The sequence below is a fragment of the Erythrobacter sp. QSSC1-22B genome (assembly GCF_001678665.1).
Classification (GTDB): Bacteria; Pseudomonadota; Alphaproteobacteria; order Sphingomonadales; family Sphingomonadaceae; genus Qipengyuania.
Genome location: NZ_LZRP01000002.1, coordinates 121136 through 146427, shown reverse-complemented (window position 1 = coordinate 146427; position 25292 = coordinate 121136). Strand labels below are relative to the sequence as shown.

At 60.9% G+C, this 25292-nt stretch carries 27 protein-coding genes and 1 pseudogene; 15 read left to right on the top strand and 13 right to left on the bottom strand.

Going from position 1 to position 25292, the window contains the following annotated elements:
• Positions 1-169: 169 nt before the first annotated feature.
• From A9995_RS17305 to A9995_RS04470, 3 genes and pseudogenes are all read right to left on the bottom strand, one after another.
• A complete protein-coding gene (locus tag A9995_RS17305; protein WP_233998083.1) occupies positions 170-394 on the bottom strand; it encodes a hypothetical protein in 225 nt (74 codons plus the stop codon).
• Between the two features lie 55 nt (positions 395-449).
• Positions 450-614, bottom strand: a pseudogene (locus A9995_RS17610) (transposase); the annotation flags it as partial.
• A gap of 743 nt (positions 615-1357) precedes the next feature.
• Positions 1358-2092 (bottom strand): hypothetical protein, encoded by a 735-nt coding sequence (locus A9995_RS04470; protein WP_145916803.1) that lies wholly within the window; start codon positions 2090-2092, stop codon positions 1358-1360.
• A gap of 242 nt (positions 2093-2334) precedes the next feature.
• On the opposite strand from A9995_RS04470, the gene A9995_RS04465 reads away from it, so the two are divergent.
• The 4 genes from A9995_RS04465 to A9995_RS04450 all read left to right on the top strand — a co-directional run bounded on the left by A9995_RS04465 (position 2335) and on the right by A9995_RS04450 (position 6351).
• Positions 2335-3204, top strand: coding sequence for an A24 family peptidase (locus A9995_RS04465; protein WP_233998082.1), 870 nt, complete (start codon positions 2335-2337; stop codon positions 3202-3204).
• Between the two features lie 512 nt (positions 3205-3716).
• A complete protein-coding gene (locus A9995_RS04460) occupies positions 3717-4808 on the top strand; it encodes a hypothetical protein (RefSeq protein ID WP_145916802.1) in 1092 nt (363 codons plus the stop codon).
• Positions 4805-5899 carry a hypothetical protein gene (locus tag A9995_RS04455; protein ID WP_067609771.1) on the top strand — a complete coding sequence of 365 codons (1095 nt, stop codon included), beginning with the start codon at positions 4805-4807 and terminating at the stop codon, positions 5897-5899. The genes A9995_RS04460 and A9995_RS04455 overlap by 4 nt, the downstream gene beginning before the upstream one ends.
• Positions 5900-6132: 233 nt before the next feature.
• Positions 6133-6351, top strand: a complete 219-nt coding sequence (locus A9995_RS04450; protein WP_067609769.1) for a hypothetical protein — start codon at positions 6133-6135, stop codon at positions 6349-6351.
• Positions 6352-6355: 4 nt separating this feature from the next.
• Here the strand turns inward: A9995_RS04450 and A9995_RS04445 are convergent, their stop codons facing one another.
• Both A9995_RS04445 and A9995_RS04440 read right to left on the bottom strand, forming a co-directional pair.
• The gene (locus A9995_RS04445; RefSeq protein ID WP_067609767.1) at positions 6356-6847 is read right to left on the bottom strand and encodes a hypothetical protein; all 492 of its coding nucleotides are present in this window, start codon (positions 6845-6847) and stop codon (positions 6356-6358) included.
• Position 6848: 1 nt separating this feature from the next.
• Positions 6849-7448: a HupE/UreJ family protein gene (locus tag A9995_RS04440; protein ID WP_067609765.1), complete on the bottom strand. Its 600-nt coding sequence runs from the start codon at positions 7446-7448 to the stop codon at positions 6849-6851.
• A 77-nt stretch (positions 7449-7525) separates the two neighbouring features.
• On the opposite strand from A9995_RS04440, the gene A9995_RS04435 reads away from it, so the two are divergent.
• Entirely contained in the window at positions 7526-8335 is an 810-nt protein-coding gene (locus A9995_RS04435; protein WP_067609763.1) for a DUF4198 domain-containing protein, read from the top strand.
• A gap of 50 nt (positions 8336-8385) precedes the next feature.
• On the opposite strand, the gene gspD is transcribed toward A9995_RS04435, so the two are convergent.
• Genes gspD through gspG form a run of 5 tightly spaced genes read right to left on the bottom strand, consistent with a single transcriptional unit; the run spans position 8386 to position 12833 of the window.
• Positions 8386-10461 (bottom strand): type II secretion system secretin GspD, encoded by a 2076-nt coding sequence (gene gspD / locus A9995_RS04430; RefSeq protein WP_067609761.1) that lies wholly within the window; start codon positions 10459-10461, stop codon positions 8386-8388.
• 11 nt (positions 10462-10472) lie between these two features.
• Positions 10473-11342 (bottom strand): type II secretion system protein N, encoded by an 870-nt coding sequence (locus tag A9995_RS16525; protein WP_145916801.1) that lies wholly within the window; start codon positions 11340-11342, stop codon positions 10473-10475.
• Complete coding sequence (gspI, locus tag A9995_RS04420; RefSeq protein WP_067609758.1) at positions 11339-11716, bottom strand: type II secretion system minor pseudopilin GspI; 378 nt, start codon at positions 11714-11716, stop codon at positions 11339-11341. The genes A9995_RS16525 and gspI overlap by 4 nt, the downstream gene beginning before the upstream one ends.
• Positions 11713-12282, bottom strand: coding sequence for a prepilin-type N-terminal cleavage/methylation domain-containing protein (locus A9995_RS04415; RefSeq protein ID WP_082992479.1), 570 nt, complete (start codon positions 12280-12282; stop codon positions 11713-11715). Before A9995_RS04415 ends, gspI begins: the two co-directional genes overlap by 4 nt.
• Entirely contained in the window at positions 12279-12833 is a 555-nt protein-coding gene (gene gspG / locus A9995_RS04410) for a type II secretion system major pseudopilin GspG (RefSeq protein WP_304456019.1), read from the bottom strand. The genes A9995_RS04415 and gspG overlap by 4 nt, the downstream gene beginning before the upstream one ends.
• An 86-nt stretch (positions 12834-12919) precedes the next feature.
• Between gspG and gspL the strand changes: the two genes are divergently transcribed.
• Genes gspL through A9995_RS04385 form a run of 4 tightly spaced genes read left to right on the top strand, consistent with a single transcriptional unit; the run spans position 12920 to position 17283 of the window.
• Positions 12920-13975, top strand: coding sequence for a type II secretion system protein GspL (gene gspL / locus A9995_RS15915; RefSeq protein WP_233998081.1), 1056 nt, complete (start codon positions 12920-12922; stop codon positions 13973-13975).
• Positions 13972-14469 carry a type II secretion system protein GspM gene (gspM, locus tag A9995_RS04395; protein ID WP_067609750.1) on the top strand — a complete coding sequence of 166 codons (498 nt, stop codon included), beginning with the start codon at positions 13972-13974 and terminating at the stop codon, positions 14467-14469. The genes gspL and gspM overlap by 4 nt, the downstream gene beginning before the upstream one ends.
• Positions 14469-16037 carry a GspE/PulE family protein gene (locus A9995_RS04390; protein ID WP_082992477.1) on the top strand — a complete coding sequence of 523 codons (1569 nt, stop codon included), beginning with the start codon at positions 14469-14471 and terminating at the stop codon, positions 16035-16037. Before gspM ends, A9995_RS04390 begins: the two co-directional genes overlap by 1 nt.
• Position 16038: 1 nt before the next feature.
• Positions 16039-17283, top strand: coding sequence for a type II secretion system F family protein (locus tag A9995_RS04385; RefSeq protein WP_067609748.1), 1245 nt, complete (start codon positions 16039-16041; stop codon positions 17281-17283).
• A gap of 3 nt (positions 17284-17286) precedes the next feature.
• On the opposite strand, the gene A9995_RS04380 is transcribed toward A9995_RS04385, so the two are convergent.
• Positions 17287-17907, bottom strand: a complete 621-nt coding sequence (locus tag A9995_RS04380; RefSeq protein ID WP_067609746.1) for a hypothetical protein — start codon at positions 17905-17907, stop codon at positions 17287-17289.
• A gap of 92 nt (positions 17908-17999) precedes the next feature.
• On the opposite strand from A9995_RS04380, the gene A9995_RS04375 reads away from it, so the two are divergent.
• From A9995_RS04375 to A9995_RS04365, 3 genes are read left to right on the top strand one after another with little or no spacing between them, the layout of a single operon-like run.
• A complete protein-coding gene (locus A9995_RS04375; protein ID WP_067609744.1) occupies positions 18000-19052 on the top strand; it encodes a penicillin-binding protein activator in 1053 nt (350 codons plus the stop codon).
• A 30-nt stretch (positions 19053-19082) separates the two neighbouring features.
• On the top strand, positions 19083-19613 hold the full coding sequence (locus A9995_RS04370; protein ID WP_067609742.1) for a prepilin-type N-terminal cleavage/methylation domain-containing protein: 531 nt from the start codon (positions 19083-19085) through the stop codon (positions 19611-19613).
• Between the two features lie 56 nt (positions 19614-19669).
• The gene (locus A9995_RS04365) at positions 19670-20524 is read left to right on the top strand and encodes a general secretion pathway protein GspK (protein WP_168157328.1); all 855 of its coding nucleotides are present in this window, start codon (positions 19670-19672) and stop codon (positions 20522-20524) included.
• 31 nt (positions 20525-20555) lie between these two features.
• Here the strand turns inward: A9995_RS04365 and A9995_RS04360 are convergent, their stop codons facing one another.
• Both A9995_RS04360 and A9995_RS04355 read right to left on the bottom strand, forming a co-directional pair.
• A complete protein-coding gene (locus A9995_RS04360; protein ID WP_145916799.1) occupies positions 20556-20816 on the bottom strand; it encodes a hypothetical protein in 261 nt (86 codons plus the stop codon).
• A gap of 15 nt (positions 20817-20831) precedes the next feature.
• Positions 20832-22439 (bottom strand): DUF4331 domain-containing protein, encoded by a 1608-nt coding sequence (locus A9995_RS04355; RefSeq protein ID WP_067609736.1) that lies wholly within the window; start codon positions 22437-22439, stop codon positions 20832-20834.
• Between the two features lie 492 nt (positions 22440-22931).
• On the opposite strand from A9995_RS04355, the gene A9995_RS04350 reads away from it, so the two are divergent.
• From A9995_RS04350 to A9995_RS04340, 3 genes are read left to right on the top strand one after another with little or no spacing between them, the layout of a single operon-like run.
• Positions 22932-23462, top strand: a complete 531-nt coding sequence (locus tag A9995_RS04350) for an RNA polymerase sigma factor (RefSeq protein ID WP_168157327.1) — start codon at positions 22932-22934, stop codon at positions 23460-23462.
• On the top strand, positions 23455-24237 hold the full coding sequence (locus A9995_RS04345; RefSeq protein WP_067609731.1) for an anti-sigma factor domain-containing protein: 783 nt from the start codon (positions 23455-23457) through the stop codon (positions 24235-24237). Before A9995_RS04350 ends, A9995_RS04345 begins: the two co-directional genes overlap by 8 nt.
• Before the next feature lie 59 nt (positions 24238-24296).
• Positions 24297-24911 (top strand): helix-turn-helix domain-containing protein, encoded by a 615-nt coding sequence (locus tag A9995_RS04340; RefSeq protein ID WP_067609729.1) that lies wholly within the window; start codon positions 24297-24299, stop codon positions 24909-24911.
• Positions 24912-25292: the final 381 nt, after the last annotated feature.

Below are 25292 nucleotides of genomic sequence, written 5' to 3'. Positions count from 1 at the left end.
ATTATTAGAGTTCCGCTCTGCGCTGGTCGAGGCGGCCATGTGTCCGGCCTTTCGATGCGGCATTGTCATACGCCGCTGGCCATGATGCCGTTTGCGCGAACCGGGTCCTGACTTAAAGCACGCGCTCGAAGCGCCACGGCCGAAAATGGGTTTTCTCGATCCGGCGGTTTCAACCGGCTTTGTGCATCAACTCTTCTTTGCCCTTTCCAACATCTTCAGCGCGGTAGCCCGCGCGAAGCTCTGACGCCGCCGTTGGCAGCGGTTCGCGATAGCGCTCGCCGCTGGTCATCAGCGCCCAGACCATCCGCGCGTTCTTGTTGGCCAGCGCCACCGCCAGGGCGACGCGCGAGCAGTTGAACCAGCCAAGGTCGCCTCGTTCCGTTCCGCTGAGCATATCGGATCACCGCCATCGCGCCGACAACGAGCATCTGTCTGAGATATCGGTTCTCTTCGCGCGTTATGCTGCCGATCCGGTCCTTCCCGCCGGACGAGTTCTGCTTGGGTACCCGGCCGATCCGGGCGGCTAGATCGCGCCCGGTCCTGAACACGGTCGGATCGGCGACCGAGGCGACGAAGGCGCTCGCCAGGAGCGGACAGACGCCGGGAATCTCCATGAGCCTGCGCCCGAGTTCCTTTCGCCGCGCGCTGGCGAGCACGCGTCGGTCGTTCTCGAGAATCTGGCGCTTTACGACATCGAGTTGCGCCGCAAGCACCTGCAGGCAGAGGCGTGCACCTTTCGGGATGCGACCGTCACCGGTAGCGGGCCGCATCGGCCGGAGGACATTCAATAAACAAGTGCCTCGCCATTCGTGTTATCGGCTTAATCCTGCAGGCCACAGCCGCGGGAAATGACTGACTGTTTTTGGGCCGGAAGCAGAACGTCTCCTTGTGGGATCGAATGTGCCGGAGCGGTCGCTCGTCAATAGCCCCGGTCCGTGGGGGTTTTGGAGCGTACTGTCAGACTAACCGCACTTTGGTTCGTGGCCGTTCAAATCCTCTAAGTAGAGCTAACTCGAGCGCCTCTCTTTGCGAACCAACGGCAGCCCAGATCAGGAACAAATCGAGCTTCCAAGAGCGCAGGATATCTGTCTACCCTATATGGGAAACAGCGGTGCTTTAGCTCTGACAGTGCTGTTACTGAAGTTCGGCTCCGTCCATGCCGACGTCCAAAACCACTTCTGCTCCGACCGCCACCTGATTGATCGACAGACCTACAAGACCCGCCGCTCGGCCACACTGGCCGAGTGGCGAAACTTTATGACTTAAGCCAGGCTGGGGGAGGGGAGAATTTTTTCAATCGGAGATAAGTTGCGATAAGACTGACAGTACGACAGTACGACAGTACCGTTATTCGGTCTTAGTCGCACTGAAGCTGGCCCGAATTGCGAGGCTTTGGCCACGGCCAAGTAATGCAGGGACCATCGGGCTCCATGTTGGAGCTATCGACAACCTGTTGCCAGGTCCATTCGCCCGAACCCAAGGCCAGCACGGTCGTTCTGTTCCGAATAGGAAGATAGATGAGGCGCGGTCCGCGCTGGACTTGCAAGCGACATGCATCCGAGGCGGCGGCCACCGTCAGGCGAACCGTGTCTTTGATTGAGGCCAGAGCCGGTTCTGGAAATTGGCGGTCCGGTTCGATCCAGACACCGTTCCACAAGGCAAGAGCGTTAGCAACCGAGCGGCGGTCGGGGGCAACCGAGGGCAGTTCCAGATTGACGCGAACGTCCGTCTGCAAGGCGCGCTGGATCGGGTCGGTCAAATCGCATCCGCCTCCCGACGCCTCCGATGCGACCTGCTCCAGCGCAGAAACCGGCAACGGATTATCGGTAGGAAGCACGACTTCCGCTACCGGCACGATCACGGGTTCCGGTGGCAACGGAGGCGTTTCGACCTCTTTGGGTTTTGGCGGTTCCGGAGAAATCGGGCCTGGCTGATCAACGTCGAAGGTTGCCACAGTCGGTACCTCATCCACCGGCTCGCCAGGTGACGTAGCCAGAAGGAATAACACAATCACCAAACCGTGCCCTGCCACGGTTAGCGTTGCTACAAGGCCACGCCTTGCGAGACTTCGATCCTCGTAACGATAGCTCATACCCCTCCCCGATCATCCATCGCTCGACAAGTTGGCCGTTGGATCCGCCGATGGAGGATTGATCTGATCTGCAAAGGGTTAATGACTGCCACTTCAAACCGGCTGTTCAGGGTATCGCTACAATGCCAGTGCGAGAGTAATTGTTCCCACTCCTGCAGCCAACCTCGGCTCCCCGCACATTGGATCAGCGACAAGCTCGCATCATTTCAAACCTAGATTTGGGGAAATGAATTCTTCGATCTATGCAAAAACAGTTACTTAAGAGTCGAGGTGAAAATTTTCTGCAGTGGCAGGTTGGCCCAGCCAGCCATTTCAGCTTGAACCCGTTGATGGTTGATCGTCTCGTCTCTGATCTGTCGTCATTGCCTCCGGGCTTCAGCATGGGTCTGGGGCTTATCCTCGGATTGGTGATCGGGAGCTACTTCGCAACAATTCTGTGGCGCTGGCCGAGGGGGCAAAGCGCCAACCGCGGTCGTTCGCGCTGCGACGGATGTGGACGTCGCTTGAGCTTGTACGAACTGATACCTCTGCTCGGGCCGGTCCTTGCCCGCGGCAGGTGCCGTATTTGCGGCCACCGGATCGGCTGGCGGCACAGCCAGGTCGAACTCATTTGCGGGATATTGGGAGCTTATTGTTTCGGCACTGGGATGGCCTGGCTGGCACCGTTGGCATGGTTGCTGATCCTGCTGGCGTGGTTCGATGCCCGCCATCTTTGGCTTCCCAACCCGCTGCTAGCGGCATTGGCTTGTGTTGCAGTCCTGACCCCCTCGACCGAATTTTTGACGATGGCGCTGCGGTTGCTTGGCGGTGTGATAGGGTTCGCCATACTTTGGCTGGTCGCGGCGACATATCGCCGGGTGCGGAACAAAGATGGGCTTGGTGGTGGCGACCCCAAGTTGTTCGGCGCCATCGGTTTGTGGGTAGGTGCGCTAGATCTTCCTCTGGTCCTTTCAATCGCCTGCGCGATAGGTCTCGTCGATGCCGGTCTGCGCATGCGGGGAGGCGCTGACGCGAGAACTCTAGCGCTACCACTGGGCACGTATCTTTGTATAGCCACACTTGGACTGCTCGTATTCGTGTCGTTTCGCGGAGCAGAACCACCCTTGATCTGAACCGATGGCGAGGGGCGGGAACAGATTCTCCGAGGAAGATCGACAGCAGCGACGTGAGCAGCGCGAGCAAATATCTCTGCATGCTCGATGATTGTGACCGGTGAAATCTCATTACTGCGAGGGTTGAATTGACCTGCGCCGATATGGGGAGCCTTCCGAGCTGTCGCCTAGCCGCTGCGCACAGCGCCTGCACAAGAGCCGGCCCACTACCTTCAAGCGCATGGCGTGAGGCGCCGCGGCGTAGCGTGCCATCCCATGAAACAGCGCATCAATGAGCATTGGTTACGAAAATGGTTGGACGTCACTGCCCTTGAGGCCGAGGCTCCGCTCTGCAAACAAGACTAAACTTTTGCTTCGTGCGATATGTGAATTGGATTATGGCGTCGGATCATATGCTTCCCGTTTGACAAGAGAATGGACAATTGATGTCAGACCCGGGACTCACAGTCTGCGAAGCTGCTGTACGCGTCGGGAGATTGAGCCCGGCATTTCTCCATGCCCGCAGGATTGTGTTGCTAGACCAGACTAGCGATCGGCTTACAGTCGGTTGCACCAGTGTGCTGCCAGACGAACACCGTATTGCGCTGGAGTTCGCCACAGGCCTTCAAATTCAGACTCACCATATGCATGCCGAAGAGATCGACGCGTGTCTGGCGAAATTTGGAAGCCCGACGTTCAGTCTGCACGGTTCGCCAAGGAACTCTCATGGAAAGCCGGAAACTCGCCAGGAGCAGGTTCCACTCCCTCACGACCGGAAAAGCCAACACAGTCTGACCGACTTGGCAGGCGCATTCCTGCAAAGCCTTGCGGCGCCATCCCCTGCAGCTTGGGCGCCACTTTCCGAGTTGCTCGAGGCTGGCTACAGCCCAAAGGAAGCGGGTGATGTACTACTCCGACCCGATCATCTCGCCCCGGCCCTTGATCCTGTCTTGATCGAGCTTGCCGGGCGCCTGGCTGACGGTGTTTCGTTAGGTGAGGCGGTTACAGACAATGACCTGATCCCGCGATGGCTCCGCTTGTCCCTTGCCGCGATCCCCAACGAAGCCGGTCAAGCGGCGGCACTCATTTGCTTTAGCGCCTTTGAAAGGACGATCGTAGCTAGGTCAGGGGAAGCAAGGGCAGTACGCCTCGAAGCGGCGATGCTCTGGTTGCCAGTCGTGCTGGCTTGGTATTCAATAGAAAACGGCGCAGGAATGGCGTTCGCCGCGCTGGCTTCAGCGGGGTTTTTCTGGCTGCGCAGCCTGACTGCTTCAGACCGTCGTTCGGATACGATCCGTGGGCGCATTTTCGGAATGGTTCATTTGGCGTCGGAATTCGAACTGCCTCCATCCGCATCGGTTCGTATCGCCACGGCCAGCCTCGATGCTGCCTATCCAACATGGGGGATGCTGCCGGATACGCGCAAAGGACTGGCCGATGCTCTTGCGCTGCCGCCGGTGTCAAGGGCGGTCCTGATGAAGGGGGGGCTGGCTGCATCATCGGCGCGGCTGGAAACGCTTTACGAGGAGCGCAGAATTGCCCAACTCGACCGAGCCCGCTGGCTGGTGAGAACGACAGCAGCCGGTCTTTTTGGTACCGCATTGGTTCTTTTGGTCGCCCAATGATTGTGTCCGAAGCGCCGTTGTTGATCAGCGAACCCGCACCTGCGGTCGAACTCGATGGGGACGAGTTCGCCCATTTGCTTGGCATCGCGTTGATTCCGGCCTCTAGATGTCTGGAGATCCTATTGCCCCGCATGCCCGCCGGGCGGCGCGATCTGTCTCGCATGCTGGCAGATCACGCGCCTCTCTTACCACGGCATCTGGTCTGGACGAACCCTGTTGCACTCCCTTCGGGTACAGCACGGATTACGGTGGTCCGGCGAGACTGGCTTGATCGGTATGTCGGAGGGTTGGAGCGGGAGCGCGGGTGCATGCTGGAAGCGCGAACCCAGCACGACAGGCTATCGTTCCTGTATGCTTCGCCAGCAACGCGGCGAACGCGTCACGTCACTATGGGGGCGTGGCTTGTCAGCCTCGTCATCAGTGCCGGGATACTGGTCGCTCTGCCCTCGCGCGGCGGCCCGTCTGACAGGCTCACCACAACGCGAACCGATGAAGTCGTAGCGGACCCGGCGTTTTTCCGTGTTGGCGTATTGGAAACGATCGCCGGGCAACCCTTCGCTAACTTGCCGGCCGAGTGGCTCAAAGGCGTAGCGGTCGAACGCGACGGCAGTCTAAGGGTAGAACTGAATGCTCCCGACCCAGATATCTTGCGCGATACCGTCGTCGAACAGAGCCTTCTTTCCGGTTATCGTGAATTCGGCCAGCAACGCGACAGCGCCGGGAATTATCGCGTGACGTATGGTCTGGAACCAGGGAGTTCGCCGCTCGCAATAAATCGGGGCACCGCTCAAATCGCAGTGCTGAGCGCTCGAAATATCGGCGAGGCCATCGCGCAGGCGGAACAAGCGCTCATTGCTTATACCGCGCAACAGGGTCTGCAATTGGGATTGCTTTCCTCTGTTCCAGAGGGCGCGGGATCATTAGAGTTGACCATTGAACTGGTTGGCCCTCAGGACAACGTGTTGGCAGCTGTGCAGATGATCGAAAGCGGTCGCCCTCCCATGCGCTTTGTCGAATGGGAATTCACGCCCGATCCAGCGGGCACTCGGCTGGCGGCGATCTTGACAGTGCCGTGGGCGCAGCCGAAGTGATCCGCCAAGGACATCTTGTCTCGCGATCGCTCGCCGTCGTCCCGATCTTGGCGGCAACTTTTTTTATGTTGTCGCCAATGCCCCTTCTCGGATTTGCCGAGGAACCAAAGATTGCTTCAGAGGTGGCCACGAGTTCAATGCCAGGAAGGGCGACAAGGACGGTCCCGGGAATGTTGAGTGCTGTGGACGTAGAGGAATTGCCGGAGCTCTTCGCTCGAGAAATCCCCGGGACAATGCCGGGGTATGACGAAAGCCAGCCCGAACTCATTGGAATAGCGGGTCGCCTACCCGATGATGTCGAAGTGATGCTGCGAATGTCCGATGGCCAGACCCGCACGATTGGGTTGGGCGAGAATGCAGGCGAATGGCGGCTGGATTCCGCGCAGGCCGACCGGGCAGTGTTTTCGGCCGGTGGCAGGCAGATCATACTGACCTTGGGACCGCTGCCCTAGGCTGTCACATCCGGTGATCGGGAACGTAGCCGGGATGGTCGACCAGATAGGGGATCGCTCCCACCAGCATGGCCACCGACAGCAGCCAACTGGTGAGAATGCGCGGTGCGATGTCCCATCCTCGCCCGATACACAGCATCGCCGGAGCGAGCACCAGCGGAAGTATCGCCAAGACCGTCAATGGATGGCTACCAGCATCCGGTTGCCCCAGAACGAGGCCCGCGCATAGCCCCGCAAATGCGCTGAACAGCAACGATCCTGCCACCAAAAGCTGCGGATATCGTGGCCAAAAAACGCCGAGTGAGGCAATTGCCACGCTGATCCAGCACCCGGCCAAGGCAATATCCGCAGGGACGGGCCCGATGAACAGCGCTGCCGTCAGAGTGCCGGCGGCCGCAATTCCCGCGCCCGCAAACGCGGCGCGCCGACCCAGGAAGGCTAGCGCGCAGGCCAACACCGCCAGCAACAAGCCGGCGGCAATGTCAGTCCCGGCCAAGCTAACGCACGGCCCAATAAAAGAACCAAAAACCCGCCAGCGCTATCAAGCCGCCGGTCCCGCGGAGTAGCCGACTGCCGACGCTGCTACCGCGCAGCAACCCCAGGGCGATGCCACAAATGTGTAGCAAGCCGGTGGAAAGCACGAAGCCCAAGCTGAAACTGATCGGATTGGCCATCGATGGGAGCTCGAGGCCATGAGCATAGCCGTGGAAAAGGCCGAATATGGCCACGATAATAACCGCCAGCCACACCGGTGCGCGATAGGCAAACAGGATTGCCGCGCCAAGGACGAGCACCGACAGCGCGATTCCGATTTCGACCGGCGGCAAGGGAAGCCCGGCCATTGCCGCAACGCCGCCAAGGGCCATCATCACGGGGAACGCCATTGGCAGCAGATAGACCAACGGCCTGCCCAAGAAAGCGCCCCATATCCCCACGGCGACCATCGCCAGAAGATGATCGGCTCCGGCAAGTGGATGCAGGAATCCGCCCACAAACCCAAGCATAAGAGAATCGGATTCATGGGCCATCGCGGGGGAGTGCCAGGCCAGCAGCGCTGCTCCAAGCGCGACCGTTAGCCGGCAATTCGGTAAGCTCATCAAGCGTTCGCCCTTGTATTGTGGCGATGGTGTCCCGTATGGGCAGTGCAACGATCCCTTTAGAAAGGCAAGACAAAATGCGGAAAACCATTGCCGTACTCGCATTGGCGTTGCTGGCCGGCCCCGCCGTCGCGCATGACTTCTGGATCCAACCGGCGCGCTTCGTGATGGCGGAGCCTGGCACTATGCCAATCTCGCTGTTCGTGGGGCACGGCAAGGACCGCAGCAGATGGAACGTGCCGTCCGATTACGTCATGATGTTCAAGACCCGCGGACCTGATGGCTTGATCGACAGACGCCCACTTTTGCAGCTCGACAGCTCCGAATTTGATGCCCGGATCCCGTTGGAAAAGCCGGGCGCCTATGTGTTCGGCTTGCAATCCAAAGCATCGCAAAGCAGCCTGCCCGCTGTCCGGTTCAACGATTATGTGGCTGTCGAGGGAATTACCCCGATCGCCGAATATCGTAAGCGCAACGGGCTGGAGCGCGCGGAGGGGCGGGAGTCCTACAGCCGCCGGGCCAAGGCCATCGTCCAGGTCGGCCCCATCGACGCGGCATCCATCGAACGCGTAACCAGGCCGGTAAATCTCCATCTGGAAATCGTCCCGGCTCGCCATCCGCAGGCGCTGGGAAGCGGCCGGACCTTGCCGGTAAAGGTGTTGTTTCGCGGCCGTCCGCTTGCCGGCGCACTGGTAAAGCTAACCGATCTGGCCAATGACGCCGAGCCGGTGGCAAATCAGCGGACTGGCCGGGGCGGGGAAACGACATTCAAGATCCCCCGCGCTGGCGATTGGCAGTTGAATGTGGTCTGGGCCGAACCATTGCGGGGTAATCCCCTCGCGGATTATCGAACCACTTTTTCCAGCCTAAGTTTCGCTAGCAACTAGGCCGAAGGCACGGCTCGTGCTTGAGGCGCGGGCTATGCCCAGCCTTGCGGTCAGTAGATCCCATCGATCTCGGCCGGGAGGCGTGCCTGAGGCGGTTCCAGCAACAGGCTGCGGTCGATGACCAGCATGCCTTCCGCTTCGCGCACCCGGCCGTATTTTTCCGCCGAAGCCTCGGCGACCGCAGCGGGATCCCGCAGGATAGTGGGCCGTAGAAACACGAACAGCGTCCGCCGGGTTTTTGTGTTTCTGCGGCTTTTGAACAGCTCGCCGAGGATCGGGATGTCGCCCAGCACGGGAACCTGACTGCGGGTTTCGATTTGATCGTCGCTGATCAATCCGCCCAATACGATCGTCTGCCCATCATCAGCGAGCACCGTGGTCTGGATCGACCGGCGATTGGTAATGATATCGGCCGCACCAGCCACGCTTCCGACCAGCGAAGACACCTCTTGGCTCACTTCCAGCCGCACCGTATCGCCATCGTGGATGCGGGGAACCACGCGCAGGGTTATGCCCACATCGGCCCGTTCTATGGTGGTGAAAGGGGTTGTTGTGACACCCTGCGAAACGAAACTACCGGTACGAAAGGGGACATTCTGGCCAACCACGATTTCTGCGGGGCGATTGTCCAGCGTCGTGATGCTGGGGGTGGAAAGAAGATTGGCCTCCGTCGATTGGCTTAGCGCCTGGATCAGGATGGCAAAATCGCCGCGGCTGCCGACAGCACCGCTCAGTCCTTCACCCACAATCGCAGCGGCCGGTGCGCCGATCAAGCCGAGCACTTGGCGTAGGGATACTCCCAGATTGCTGAACGAGCTGCCCCCGCCGTTGACCGGAAAATCTGCCGCGCCGCCAAGTCCCAGTTGGATCCCGAGTTGTTCCGACTGGTCGCCGGTGATTTCGACGATTGCTGCCTCTATCATGACCTGCGGACGGCGGACGTCGAGATCGTTGATCAGCGTTTCGATGGTTGCGACCTCGGACTTGGTGCCGCGAATGACGATCGCGTTAAGTTCCGGCGCAGCCTGGATCGACATCGTTTCGCTGGAGTAACCCGGGGCTTGTTCGTTCGCCGATGCCAAACCCGCTTGCCTGCCGGCTTGTCGGCGCAGGTCATCGACGAATGCGGCACTGTTTCCGAGGGTTGGAAGTCCCCCCGCAGCAGCGGTCGTTTCCAGAACCGGATTGGCCCCGGACACAAGGCGGTTGTCACCGATGGTGCCCCCGGTGCCGCCGCCCAATGTCCGGGCCACGGGATTATTGGCCTGCGCTTCCCCGCCGATCAATCCACCGACGATATCCGTGATCGTTTCCGCATCATTGTAGCGCAGGCGGATAACGCGCACGACTGTCGGTTCCCCGTTGGGTTTGTCGAGCGTGCGGGCAATGCGTCGGGCCTCGGCGATTTCCGCCTTGGTGCCGCGTACCAGCACGATATTGCTCCGTTCGTCTGCGACTGCTCGGGGCCCACCCTCCTCGCCGCCCATGATTGCCTCGATCGCCGCGGCAACATCGGCTGCCGCCCCCTCGCCAAGGGAAATCGATGCGAATCCTGCCACTTCGGTCGCTGCACCGCCACGGTCGAGACTTCTGGCAAGCTCGGCAATGCGGGTGACGTTATCGGCATAATCCGTGATCACTATGGCGTTGGGATTGGTGACCGGTTCCAGGCTGCCGAAAGTCGCCACCAGCGGTCTGAATATGCGCGCTGCGGCTTCAGGAGAAAGGCTGCGAAGCGGGATCAGGCGCGTAACGATGCGTCCTTCTGCCGAACCGTTGGCCGGTTCGCGCGCTGCGGTTGCCTGCGGGACGACGCGCCATGCGCGCCCGTTGCGCACCACGGCGTAGCCCTGGCCCCGCAGCACGGTAACGAATAACTGCCATACCCCGGACGGGCTGAGCGGTGTGGCGGACGTGACGTTGATCGTTCCCTGAACCGCCGGATCAAGGATGATGGTGCGGCCAGTAATACGGGATATCTGTTGCGCGACATCCGCGATGTCCACGTCGCGCATGTTCACCACCACATCCGCGCTTTGCGAACTCGAAGCCTGTTGCGCAGAAAGGGGTTGGGCCAGAGCTACCGCCATGGCGATGGCCAGTATCCAGCGCGATAGGACGTTCATAGACAAGCGCACTAGCGCATGGGTACAGTGAGGGAAACCCGCTTTCCGTCGCGAACCAACTCAATCCGTGCAGAAATTCCAACCATCGCCCGGCCAAGCAGTGCCTGCTGGCTTTCATTCCCGCTAACCGGCGAACCATTGACCGCTCGTATCACATCGCCCGGCCGAATGCCCGCAGCCTGAAGCTGCTCCGGAAGCTGGCTACCGACCCGATATCCTGCTGCCGGCGCGGTACTAAGTGGCGGCGTGCCACTCGCCGGTGGGGGTGGGGCAGGGGGTGGCGCAGCCGTTGCCTGGCCTGTTGGAACGTCCGATTGCGGGATGAGCGACCGGATCGCGTCCACTCCGCGCAGTGGTGTTGGTCGGGTGGCGCTAGCGCCAGCGGCATTGCCCGTTCCTGGATCCATGGTCGGGACGACCGGCGCAAAGCCCGAGCTCGCGACACTGCCCCCCGCTGCGGGATCGAAGCCCAGAATGCGCAACCCAGTGCTGGTGCGCAAGGTCACTTTCTCTGGTTCGATAGCCTCCACGATACCCCCGGGAGTCGCATCGCCGATGCTGACGGGGATCACCTGTCCGTCCGGACCGGCGATCAAGGCGACTGATTCGCTGGCCGGAATTGCGGCGAAGATCGCCCGTAGCGTCAACGCGCTATCGCTCCCCTCGACCGCCATTTCGCTGGCGGTCCCGAATGGCGACAGGGCGATGAGCGGAGCGATATTGCCGGCGCCGGATAACCCCGGCGGCAAGGGTGAGACAACCGGTGCGTCGCTCGCATAACCCATCAGCCGCCAGCTCAGGCTGGCCAGCGCCAGCGCGACCGAAGCGACAACGAGTCCGGTGAAGACGTCGACCCCGAGCCGCGCGTGTCTGGGCGTCATGGCGTAATTCTCCCGCTATCCACGAACCCGCGCAGCGTAATCATCGGGCTGGCTGTTCCTTGCGGAGCAACCTCCACGGTCGCAAGGTTTAGATCAGGATCTTCGCTACCCGACATGCGCGTGGTTACGGTCCACCGATACTGGAGCATCTGCACGTTGCCAACGCCGACAAGCGAGGCGCCCAGCCGCGCCTCGGCCAGGGCGTTCTCGGCAACCCAGAGCGCCGCGGTGCGCTGGTCGAGCTGGCGCAGGCGGTCCACGTGCGCCTCGACCGCCTGGACGATGCCGACCGCCGCTACGCCCAGAATCACCAGCGCGATCATCGATTCGATCAGCGTGAAACCCGCATCAGCCGTTTTCGTGCGCCTGTTCATGTAGCCGGCACAGGCAATGCATTTTCGGATGGGAACCCTTCGGCTCCGGGCACCGATTGGGCCATGCGGGCGGTTATACCATCGAAGGAGATGGTCCAGCTCCAGTCTTTCCAGTCGAGATGGAGCAGGAAGGGCTGACCTGCCCCGTCGGCGCCGAGCGGAAAGACGGTTTCGGCGCCGTCGGTCCGCAGCTGCATGTCGCTCGGCAATTCGAATTCTTCCTCCAACACGCTATCCACCATCGGATCCCATTGCCCTTCTTTAGCATCCCACTGGAGGAAACTGTATGCGCTTTGGGTAACCGAAATGGCGAGCGGCGTGCTCTCGATCATCGTCTGATCTGCGGCAAGTTGGAGCCGCGCCTCGATTCGTTTGGCTTCTGTAATACCACGCAGATTGCTCTCGCCGCCCAGCGCCAGCACAGCAGCCGAGGCCGTCACTGCAATGATCGCGAGCACTACCAAAATCTCCACCAGCGTCATGCCGAGTTCGCGTGTCGGTACCGGCGCGAGTATGCGTGGTGGGTACAACAATGGGGTGCCGATTTCAGCCGCGCGACCGGTCATCGCCCGGCAAGGGCGATGTCGGCATCAACTCCTTCACCGCCTACCGAGCCATCCTTGCCCAGAGTCATCAATGCGAACCGACTCGCTTCAGACGTGTAAGCGTAATCGGCTCCCCAAGGATCCTTCGGGAGCTGACCGAGATAGCCGCTCGGAGACCAGTTGACCGGCGTCGGGCCCGAGGTCGGTCGCTCGACCAGTGCCGCCAATCCCTGACCGGTCGTCGGATAGTCGCCATTGTCGAGCCGGTACATTTTGAGAGCCGCCGAGATCGTCCGCAAATCGGTTTGCGCCACGGTAACGCGCGCCTGATCCGGTCGACCGATGACATTGGGCACGATCAGGTAAGCCATCACCGCAATGATCGCGAGGACAACCAGAATTTCGATCAGGGTCAGTCCGGCCTCTCGCATCGCAATCGGCCGCATCGAGACGGGATGCACGGGAACGAACGCGGCGGAGGCCGCACTTTCCGCTGGTGCGTGCGAATATGGCTTTCGGGTGGGATGCATAATGCCTACTATATCGGCAAGAAATGGAAAACCCACAATCACAAACGACAATTCCGGGCGAGGATCATTGGAAAATCGACCGTAATTCGAGCGGAATATGGAGTCTCGAGGGAGACCGGCTGGCCAGTGTGGTCGATTTCGACGAGGGGCCCGCGGTCGTCCTTGTCCATAGCGAGCATGTGTTGGTCCTGGCGGTGGAACTGCCACCGATCGCCAGCCTTGCAAAACGGCGCGCCGCGCTCCCATTCGCGATCGAGGAGCGGGTCGCCGAACCGCTTGAGCAAGTCCATGTCGCCTTGGGTGAGGAAATCGCACCCAACATATATCTTGCAGGAGTCGTCCGGCACGATTTGATACGGCAATGGGTCGCCCGACTTGAGTCCACCGGCCTCGAGTACGCCTCGTTGGTGCCCGATGCCCTTGCCCTGCCTCGTCCCCGGCTCGGGAGCTGGGCAGTCGATTTGGCAGCTGACCGAGTCAGCGTGCGGACCGCCGACGGTACCGGCTTTGCGATTCCGGTCCACCTCCTTGAACAGGCATGGATTGCAGCGGGCCACCCGGACTGCATCGCATATGGCGACCCGCTGCCGCTACAGATGCATGCTCCGACGCTGGAACTGCCAGATCAACCGCTGGCCGAGCGCCTCATCGTGCCCGCACTCAATTTGCGGCAAGGCCTTTATGCCGCGCCCCGCCGCCCGGTCAGTGCACTTTGGAAACGCGTTGCCATTGTCGCTGCGACCGGCGCGCTTGCCCATGCGGCTATCGCAGGCGCTGAAACGCTGGCGCTGCGCGATATCGCTGACGAGCGCGAGGCCGAGGTGCGATTTCTGGCTGAGAACATGCAACCGCCTTTCCCCCTCGGTCCCGACCTGGCGGTGACGGTTGCCGATATGACACCGGACGGACCGGTAAACCTGCCAGGCCAGTTCGTGCCGCTGTTGGCTCGGGCAGGGACCGCATTGGCCGGCTTGCAGAGCCCGATAACATGGCGCTCCGTCGGTTTCGACCGCGCCGCGCAGACTTTATCGATCGAAGTCGCGGCAGCGGATTTGAACGCGCTGCGGGACGCTTCCACGGCACTTAAGGCGAGTGGGCTTGCGGTAACGCCGGGTCCGGCGAGCAATGGCCAGGGCGCCGGAGCGGGTGAGACAATCGGCAGTTTCGCGGTACGTGCCCAATGATCCGTGACCGCCTCGATCTGGACTACCTTGCCCCTTACTGGCAACGCACCCGCGGGTGGTGGAGCGAGCGCAGTGTCCGCGAACAGATATTGCTCGGCTCGCTGGCAGCGATTGGAATACTGGGGCTGCTGCTGATCGTCCTTGCTCCCATTCGCGAGGCCAGACAGGACTCGTTGGCAGACATTCGGAACGCTGCGATGCTCGATGCCCGTTTGCGCAGCGGCGGCGAATCGATGGCCCGGTTGGGCACGTTTCGCCGCGGCACCCCTTCCGCCATCGTGACCAACAGCTTGGCAGCGGCCCAGTTGGAGGTGGGTCAGATCGACGATCAAGGCGATGCCGTGCGGGTAGTCCTTCAGGATGCGCCGTTCGACACCGTCATCACCTGGATTGCGGATGTCGAAGGCACCAGCAATCTGCGCGTGCGCAGCGCCGATATCGATCGGCAGGGCGCGCCCGGATTCGTCTCGGCGACCTTCGTATTGGGTGAATGATGGACGATTATCGCGCCGATCACGAACCGGGCATTCCCGATCCGCCAGAAGCTTCGGCCTTGGCACTTGTCGAAGTCGATCGGCAACCAGACCGGGCCGATGCGACACCGCCAGCGGAACTTACCTACAGCTTCGCGCGCGAACGCGGCGCTCTGGTCCGCAATGACGAAGACAAGCTCGTTTGCCTCCATCGCGCGACTGCCAGCCTTTCGACGCTCCTAGAAGTGCAGCGGCTCTACGGATCGATCCTGTGGCGGCCCGTTAACGATGACGAATTCTCCGCTGCCCTGCAAGCGGTGTATCGCGAAAGCGCCAGCCTCGTCGCAGATGTGACGGCGGGCGACGAGATCGACCTCGCGACGCTAGCCGACAGCGCTGCCGAAGTGGATGACCTGTTGGACAATCGCGATGATTCGCCGGTGATCCGCCTGATCAATGCATTGCTGCTGCAGGCGATCAAGGAAGGCGCTTCGGACATTCATATCGAAACGCAGGAACGGCGATTGATCGTGCGCTTCCGCATCGATGGAGTGCTGCGCGACATGATCGAGCCCAAGCGGGCGCTCGCCCCGCTGCTGGTCAGCCGGATCAAGGTTATGGCACGGCTCGACATCGCCGAAAAGCGTACGCCGCAGGATGGCCGAGTGACTTTGCGAATCGGCGGGCACGATGTGGATGTGCGCGTATCGACCATTCCAACCCAGCATGGCGAGCGCGTCGTGATGCGGCTGCTTGATCGCGGTTCGGTAGAACTCGATCTGACCACCCTTGGGATGAATGCGCGCAATTCGGAACTGCTCGATCGATTGCTCAAGCGGCCCAACGGCATCATCTTCGTCAGCGGACCGACCGGTTCGGGCAAGACCACAACCCTCTATGCCGCGCTGACCCGCCTCAACGATCGCAACTGCAACATCATGACCGTCGAGGACCCGATCGAATACGAGCTGGAGGGGATTGCCCAGACTCAGGTCAACCACCGCACGGAAATGAGCTTCGCTCGGGGACTGCGCGCGATCCTGCGGCAGGATCCGGACGTGATCATGGTGGGCGAAATCCGCGACGGCGAAACCGCCCAAGTTGCCGTACGCGCCAGCATGACCGGACATTTGGTCATCTCTACCCTGCACACCAATTCGGCCATCGGCAGCATTACCCGACTGATCGATATCGGCGTCGAACGCTATCTGCTCGCGCCGATGGTAATTGGCCTGCTGGCCCAGCGCCTCGTGCGCAAACTGTGCCAACATTGCCGAGACAGGCGCCCGGCCGGTGAAGCCGACGTGGCCCTCTTGGAAGGTGCGATCGAAGCCGGGGAGACGATCTGGTTCCCGGTTGGCTGCGAGCATTGCCACGGCGACGGCTATCGCGGTCGCACCGGTATACACGAGGTTATCCCGGTCGACCGGACACTGGAGGCATTAATTCACGACGGCGCTTCCGAAGCCGTGCTGACTGAACAGGCTCGTCGGCTGAGCCCCTCGCTGCTCGACGACGGTGTGTTGAAAATTCGCGAGGGATTGACCAGCGTTGCCGAAGTGGCGCGGGTAGTGCGCGAAGAGGTCTGACATGCCGGCCTTTTCCTATCAGGCCATCGACCCGGCGGGGCGCACGAAAAGGGGCGTGATCGAGGCGGGTAATCTGACCGCTGCGCGCCATGCCTTGCGAGAACAGGCGTTGCTGCCCGTGTCGGTTTCTCCTAGCCACAAGGCGGAGCGCAATACCGACGAACCCTCGGGCGGTCCGCAACCCTTGCGCGAACGGTTCCGTCGTCGGTCGGTCTCATCCCGCAGTTTGGCCACCTCGACGCGGCAGCTTTCCACTCTCATCGGCAGCGATGTCCGGATCGAGGAAGCCTTGCGGCTGGTCTCGGGACAGGGTGACGCGCCAAACGTGGCCGGAGTGCTGCTCGACGTCCGCAGCAAGGTGATGGAGGGTTCGAGCTTCGCCCAGGCCTTGGCGCGTCACCCCAAGGTATTTCCCAACTACTACGTTGCCTCGATCCATGCGGGGGAGCAGTCGGGACGTTTGCCCGACGTGCTCGCCTATCTGGCTGACTTCGTCGACTCGCGCCATGCGGCCAATCGCAAGCTTAAGCTCGCGCTGCTTTATCCCGCGCTGTTGGCGACAATCTCGGCGCTGATGATGGCCTTGATGATGATCTACGTCGTACCCGACATCGTGCAGGTGTTTGTCTCGCGCGGTGCGGACCTGCCGTTGCTGACTCGCATATTGATCGCAGTGAGTTCGTTGCTCACGAATTACGGTTTGGTCATATTGGTTGCGCTTGTCGGCGGGGCGCTGCTCGCTCGGCGTGAATTTGCCCGGCCCGAACGGCGACTGGCCTTCGACCGGCTGGTCGCGACGCGTGAGCCGCTCGCCCGCTTCAGTCGGCAATTGAACGCTGCGCGTTTCTCAGCAACGCTTGCCACCTTGGTGCAAAGCGCGGTGCCGCTGCTCGATGCGCTCAATGCGGCCGCTGCGGTGATCCCCAATGGCCACATCCGCAAACGCATGGAGGAAGTCGCGCTGCGAGTACGCGAGGGCGACAGCGTTAGCAGATCGATGCGCGAGGCCGATATCCTGCCGGGTATGCTGGTCGCCATCGTGGCCAGCGGCGAGGCGAGCGGGAAGCTGGGCCCCGCGCTGGAACGCGCTGCCGGCGAGCTGGATCGCGAGGTGGATGCCCAACTTCAGGTCATCGTCTCGCTGGTCGAGCCGATGGTGCTATTGGCTATGGGCGGGATGGTGCTGTTGATGGTGATGGCGATTCTGATGCCGATCATCGGTCTCAATGATCTGGCGATTTCCTGACCGCTATTCGATCTTGGTATCGTATCGCTTGCCAGCCAGCATCGGCGTCAATGCAACGGCCATCTGGGTCGGCCACACGCTCAGCATGCCGTCGGAAGAAAGCCGCAGTTCGATCAGATGGGCGCCATTCTCGACGGTCTTCAGCGCTCCCGCGGTTGCGTCACCTGCCGGTGCAAGGTCAGCCTCCATCTGGGGTAAATCCACGGGAAAGGCGGCAAGGTCTTTTGCATTGCAGTTGACGGGCCCGGTGCGCAGGCTCCCGGCGCCGCCCTGACCGCTGCCGCCAAGATGCAGATAGGCCAGCCGGACATCGGCATTGAACCTGCAACTCAGGGGCAGATTTGGAAACAATGCGTCCAACAGCACCCCGTCGACCTGTCCGGATGCGTCGTCCAGATGGAGCTGATCGCCGCGCAGTGATACGCTGCCCGCCAGATCGTTTGCGCTGCCCGTCAAATGCCAGCGGGCGGTAAACGCCAGCTTGGTCAGGCTCGAGATCGGGGAAAAGTCCCAGACGACGCGAACGGTTGAATCAACCACCGCCTCACCGTCCCAGATCGTTCCGCCGACGCTCAGCCGGTCATTTTCGTCCACCACGGCCGCGGCCGGAATCATGGCGATCATGCCGATCAGATATGCTATCGCCGCGGTGAAACCGAAAATCAGTGTGCGGCGCCGGACTTTGTGTGCCGCAACAGGAGTATTCTGTTGTGCCCATGGATCGACGTCAGCTGCTGCAATATTCGCCGTCAATCCTGCTTGCATCGTCTTTTCCCCTGTTGGTCGCGCCGGTCTTCGCCGCCAAGGCTGGCCCAGTGGCTGCATTGCTGGTTCCACAAACTGGACCCCATGCAGAACTTGGCCGCAGCATGGAGCGCGCAGCCATGCTTGCGCAAGCGACAAATGCCAAATTGTCTCTGGCAGTGTACGATACAGGTGGCACACCGGAAGGTGCGGCCGCCGCAGCGCGCCTGGCGCTCAAGAAGCGCGCCGGCGTGATCCTTGGCCCGCTTATGGCTGTGGAGGTGCCAGGAGTGGTCGCTGCCGCCGGCGGAACGGTGCCGGTTATCTCCTTTAGCAACGATGCGAATTTGCGCGAAAGCGGGGCCTTTCTGCTGGGCATTACCGCCCGTCAGAGCGTCAGTGCGATCCTGCAATATGCTTCGGACCGAGGCATCCGCCGCGTGGCTGTGGGCGGGGAGGATCGCGGCTGGGGCGCGCAGGTTCGCGCGGCCGCCGAGGTCGAAGGTGCGGCGCTGGGGCTAACGGTCAACCCGCTTCCCGCGGGCGATCTCTTCACTCTTCCCGGCAATGTTGCAGGCTCTGCGGACGGTCTGCCCGACGCGGTGCTTATGCCCGACATCGCCGGGCTGGCACAATTGGCGCCGCAACTTGCCGCCAAAGGTATCCAACCGCTCGCCGCACTTCCGGAGCTCGACCTGCCCGGTGAAATGTTCCAGCAGTTGGAAGGCACCTGGCTGGCCGCTCCCGATCCGGCCGGCTTTGCGAATTTCGCCAGGCAGTTCGAACAGCGCATGGGCACTCGTCCCGGGATCATCGCGGCGCTTGCCTTCGACGCATCTAGCATCCTCAACCAGATGCGGCAGAGTGGCGGTCTGGACCGGTCTGCCGTGTTGGCGACGAATGGTTTCAGCGGCGTGTGCGGTCATGTGCGGTTTCGTGAGGACGGGAGCGCGGCGCGCAACCTGACGATCCTGGAACTGGCAGCGGGCGGTATTCGCAAGATCGCCGCGCCGCAGCCGGCATGAGCGGGCTGCACCGATAAGCAAGGTACGAGGATGAGCGTTTCGGTCCCTAACCCGACAGACGAGAGCGGCGGGTTCACGCTGGTCGAACTGCTCGTTTCCTTGTTGTTGTTCGCGCTGATTTCGCTCGCTGGAGTCGGCCTCGTGGAAACGGTTATCGGCGTGCAGCAGCGCACCGAAGGACGCAGCGAACGCCTGTCGGAGCTTCAGCGCGTGCTTTATCTCGTGACCGCAGACATCGAACAACTGTCGTCCGGACCGCTAATCGAAGGAGGGACGATGGTGTTCACCCGCAGCAGCGCGGTGGGCGACTACCCGGTGGTCTATCGCTTCGCGGATGGCGCGCTCTACCGGCAGACGGGCGATACAGAGTTGCCGATACTTATGGGAGTGGCCGGGATGGGGTTGCGGTTCTACAAAAATGGCGCCTGGACTGTTACGCCGGTCACGCAAGAGGATCCAGTCCGTCCCGAGGCGGTTGAGCTGATACTGGAGTTGGCACCGCAACCGAGTCAAACCGCAGGTCCGGTACGTCGGTTGATCGAATTGCCGGATGAAATTTGATGGTGGTTCCAAGTCCCGATCGAACGACCAAAAATGCTTCGGACGGGGAGCAGGGAATGGTTTTGATCAACGTGCTCGTCATTGTGATGCTGGCCACGGCGATCTTGGTGATGATGATTGCCAGCGACGACACCGATATCGAACTCAGCTTGCGCCTGCGCAATGCAACCCAAGCCAGCGCGGTTGCCCGCGGTGCGGAGCTTTCTGCTGTTGCCGCGTTGCGGCGTGACCTGGCACGCGGAGCCGACAGCGATTCGCGCAAGGATGAATGGGCAGCGATCGCAGACGATGATGCAGCGATTGATGGCGGACGTTTCAGTTTTGATGTGTCTGACGCCCAAGCCATGTTCAATATCAACAATCTGGTGCGCGGCGATGCCGTCACCAATGACTATTTCGCGGCGCTTGCGGCGGCTGTCGATTTGTCTCCCGAGAAGGCCGGGCAGATCGCGGATCTGGTTCAGACGAGCCGCGGTATTGTGGGGCTCGGCGATCTCCAGGGGGCGGGCCTGACCTTGGCCGAAATACGACGCCTCGCCGTGCTTGCAACGGTGCTGCCTGAACCGACCGATGTGAACCTCAACACGGCACCCGAAATGCTTGCCGCCATTTTGCTGAACAATCCCGGCCAGGCCCGCAAGCTGATGGCTGCCCGGACTGCCGGCGGTGGCAAGGGCGGCGGGCTGACACGCGAGGACCTCGCGCTTAGCGGGATTTTCCCGCCACCGGGCAGCGGCGTCACCTCCAGCTACTATTGGGCTCGCAGCACGGTCGATATTGGGGGCACCAGTCAGCAACTGACCAGTTTGCTATATCGCCGGACAATGGGCGGCGGTCCCCAGGTGCTGGTCCTGAAACGATGGAGAGGGGCGGCTCCAATGCAGGTGCCGCCCCTCCCTAACGCGATATAGTCCCAATCAAACTAGGGACCGAAGCGACGACCTAAAGGTTGTCCTTGGGGTCGTCTGACGGAGCCAGCGGCGGTACGTCGGCCGGCTGCGGATCGACAGGATCTTCAGTCCATGAACGGTCGAAAATCGCCGCGAAGGCAGATCCGAACCGCGATTGGAAGGTTCCACCTGATGGGGGCGGCGGTGCGGGGACTTCAGCGATCGGATCGACCGAATCGTTATCCCCGCAGGCCGCGACCGATCCCAGCATTAGGATCGACGCGCTTGCCCTTAGTATTTGCTTATAGGCCATGTTTCTAATCTCCCCTTATGGCTGCGCAGGTCGCACGGCGCGGGCATCACGGGCGGAGTTGGGCGATCCGGGTATCGGCGAGTTCAGATAGGGGAACTGGCCTTGCAGATCGCGTGCCGAAATCGGCGCACCGTCGGTGAACGCGACTTGTCCGACCGGTGCATCGGCAGGTTTGCAAAGCCCCAAATCGGTTGCTTGGCCATTGATCGGCACCGGATGGCAAAGCCGGCCCATAGCCACGCGCAACACGATGTCGACCACATCGTCACCTGGTCGACGCCCGTTCGGGAAGCCGGCGAGGTCGTCGCCCACTACGCCAAAGCGGCTTTGCGTTGCCCGCGGGGTCGGGGCGATGGCTGTGTTAAGCCGGGTCATTTCCGAAGGTGTGACCGTCGTCTGCTGGTTGAGCGTCTTGATCCCGGTGAGGAACGTCGCCACCAAATCCTGGCGGGGAAAATTGCTCGGCGCCAGATCGGCAATATCTGTCCCGAGCGTGGCGTTTACCGGAGCACGGAAAAGCGCGTTGAGGAGCGCCGGGAAGGTTGGATTTGTCACGAAATCCGCCAATGCGCCATCTTGCGTAGGCTCGGCGTGATTGAAAACGTCCTTCTTGTCGAGCCCGATGACCAATTCATTCACCAGGGGCATACCGAGACGCGACATCTGAACGAAAGCACCGCCGTCGAACGTCGGCTTCTGATACGTCGGGGACGGATCATTGATGCGTGCCTGCGGCAGGCTTGACGTAGCCCACCCGCCAATCACTCCGTTGCCGCCTGCGGTAAGGCATGCAATCGGCACTTCCATCGCGATACTGGTGACGTTGTATTCTCCTACCAGAGAATCGTTCGCACGGCTCTGAGTGATGCCACCGGGAAAGCCGCCGCCGTCACCGGCAAAAGCCGCGCTGTCACCTTCGATTGGGACATAGTTCACCAGATCGAAGGTTTCGCCCAAATTGACCGCGAAAGCCTCTTCACGCTGACCGACGAACACGCGGCCACCGGCTGCACATCCCGGGATGTTCACAGGGTAAATCAGGGAATTGGCGTAGCCATCGTAATTCGGCAGAGTTTTATTGCCGACATTGTCGAGAGGTTTAACGAAGGTCGCTCCCCCATTGTGTGTAATGCTTGACCGGCTGCCACTGCGGCGGTCACCTTTGACGGCCGTGACCTGATAGGTTTCGGTCTCGTTGAGATCCGCATCGTCCGCCCCGGTCACGGGCCCGACGTAGCGCAGGGGAACCGTTACGTTCTTGCCGCCAATGTTCAGTGCGATGCCGCCGTTCCTCAGGGAATTGGTGAACTGGAACGAGAACGTCAGGTCTTCTTTCGCATCACCATTGCTGTCGATGTGAATTTCGTATTTGGCATCCGGGTCCATGGTGAAATAATTGGGTCCACCCCCAGGAAACTGAATCGGCTGGTAGTTGGCGATGATTGTAACAAAGCCTTCGCGACCGGTTTCGTAGCTGCGAAACATGTAAAAGTCGGTGTTATCGATCTTGGGAGTCTCGGTGATATCCGGAGCCTCCCGGTGGCTCGAAGCCGAAGCGGTACCGGACACGACGCAAAGGGCCAACGCAGCCGCGCCTAGCGCAAGTTTGTTCTTGGAAATCATAGATAGCTCTCCTGTTATTCACCAAGTTATTCAAAAAAGGTGTCTGTTATTGACCAAGGTACAAATCTTGCGCTGAGCCTTCGTGTAGCCCGATCCTTGACGCTGTATGAACATGTAGGCGGAACTTATCGTTCCAATCCAGGAAAAAATATCCAGATTGCCGGAATTTGGGCTCTGGACGGCTCTGTCTGAGCAATTCACCTGCTGATAAGGAGTAGCAGGTCAGGGCGGTGGGATGCCTCGCTCGAGTGCTGACGGGGAACAGTATCTTAATTCTAGATTTCACAACGTAATCTCCCCGTGCATTTCATCACAGGCCGAGGGCAAAAAAATCGGTCCTTGTTACATTACGAGTTTGGCTGCGCAGCGGATTTAGAAACGCGAAAATTTTTTTGGTACCTTGCCGCGAAGCACCTTTTGCCTTTAGGCAGAGGCTCCACTTGAAGGGTCGAACCAACCACCAGCATGGCACGCGCGTCTAGCAAATGTAATATGGTGGCAGCGCTCACCGGCATCGCTAATGGGGATGGCGAGGCTATGCGCCAGCTCTATAAAGCTACGGCGAGCGAGCTCTATGCGATCTGCTTTGCGGTGGTTCGAAACCGCGAAGCGACGGAAGACGTATTACAGGAAGTGTATACAAAAGTCTGGAACCGCGCCGCCGGATACGACCCCGAGAAGGGTTCGCCCATCGTCTGGTTGAGCTTTATCGCCCGCAACAGCGCGATCGATCGAGTGCGCGCTCGCGGCAGAAGGCCGACGGTCAACGATTACCCTCTAGTGCTGGTAGCTGATGATGCGGATCTCAGCGACGAGCGGCTTATAAGGGATGAAGAAGCTGAAAATCTTCGGCGCGAAATCGACGGACTGTCTGATCCCGAACAAACCTATATTCGCAGCGCCTATCTGCGCGGACTTAGCTATTCACAGGTTGCCGAAGAAGCCGGTGTTCCCCTCGGAACCGTCAAGACCCGTATCCGCCGGGGCCTGTTGGCATTGCGTGCGCAGGTGACGCGTGACTGAGCGCCTTGAGATCACGGAAGAGACCGATTTGCTCGCTGCCGAGCTCGCGCTCGGCTTTCTCGAGGGTGAGGCACTTGCGGCCGCGCGCCTTCGCCAAGAACAGGACCCTCAGTTTGCTCTTGCAGTCTCGCAGTGGCAGGAAGTGGGCGAAAGCTGGTCCAGAACCGAGTCCGACGCCGAAGCGGATGCCGGTGACTGGCAGCCCCAGGCTTTGTGGGGCCGCGTCGAAGCATCGATTGGTGCATCTGGCGCCTTGATCGAACGTTCCGCAGCAAACGACCGCGGCAGCCCACTGCGTGGGTGGCGGACCGGAACCATCGCCGCCTCGATAGCCGCAATTGCCCTTACTGGTCTGTGGCTGCAGGAACGGCAGGATAACGCCGTGCTTGGTTCGCAAATCGCAGCGCTTTCGGGGGACAGGCCGCTGAACCCAGAAATGCTGCGCGTCGCGCAGGTCAATCGCCCGGATGACGGACCATTGTTGACCGCTGTCTACGATGATACTGTCGGAAAGCTCACGGTTCGCATCAACACTGTGCCGCAGAGCGAACTCGTCCCGGAATTGTGGGTTATCGGACCCGATGATCGACCCAGATCCTTGGGGCAGAGCTCGGCCAACTCCACAATCGTGCTCGAGCTATCCCCCGAGATGCGTGTCGACATTGCCGCGGGTAGCGCGATCGCGCTGTCGCTTGAACCGCAGGCAGATGCACCGCACGAACAGCCGACAGCTACGACAATCCTGGGCGCAGCCTCCTTGGCGCCGTTGAGTTAGGCCGAAGATCGAGGCTTCTCAGTCGTCAGCAATAGAAGCTTTACCATCTACGATCCCCTGTGATCGCGCTCTGGCAAATGGTCGCTCTGCTGCGGACGCCTCTTGCTCGGTTCGACGATTGCTTTTGCTCCACCAGCCACGCGAAAAAGAAGACTGAAAGCTTCACCCCGCAGTCGCAAAGGTCACGAGACTTCTATCGAATTCGTCAGATCCTGCCTGGCTACGCCATGGCCTATCGCCGCCGGATATTTTTCACAGACCAGCAGAAGTCAAAGATCTGGGGTCGTTGGCAGCGCGGAGAGTCGACGAGTTCGATCGGGCGGAGTTTCAATCGGGACTCCTCGTCGATCCATCCGCTGATTGCGCGTACTGGCGGTTTCCGTTCGGCCGAGCGCAAGCGTTCGGGGTTGGCGTTGACCCTGGCCGAGCGTGAAGGGATCTCGCGAGGTCTTGAAATGGGGGTCTCGCTCAGACAGATTTCGCTCGGTCTGAGGCGTGCGCCCTCGACGATCAGCCGGGAAGTTCATCGCAATGGCGGCCGAGATAAGTACTGGGCCGAGATCCGTGACGTTCGTCTGGGAACGTGCCTTGCGGCCCAAGCGATGCAAACTGGCTTGCTATCGAGACCTGTGCCGGACAGTCTCCGGCCTGCTACGTCGTCATTGGTCACCTGAACAGATTGTGGGCTGCCTGAAGAAGCAATTCCCCGGAGATGAGGCGAACCGCGTGGCCCACGAGACCCATCCATCGCTGTCATAGATCACCGGCCCCCGGCTTTCGTCACCGGGTCTTGGCGCGGGCTTGCGATCTGTTGGCTTAAGATTGGTAAGGCAACGCACCTTCAAATGGCCGGGTATCGCATTCGCCCGGCGAGCCGCGACAGCCGGCTTTCAGACCACGCCATCCGGGCGGACCCGTTTCGACGATTCCTACTGGTTTGCCGAGGTCCGGCTAACGCGGCTCAAGGATACCTTGCTCGAAGCGGTCAGTGATGCACTACAGGCACGTTTGGAAGAAGCGTTACGCCAATTTGTCGGGTGACTCTTGTAACTTCC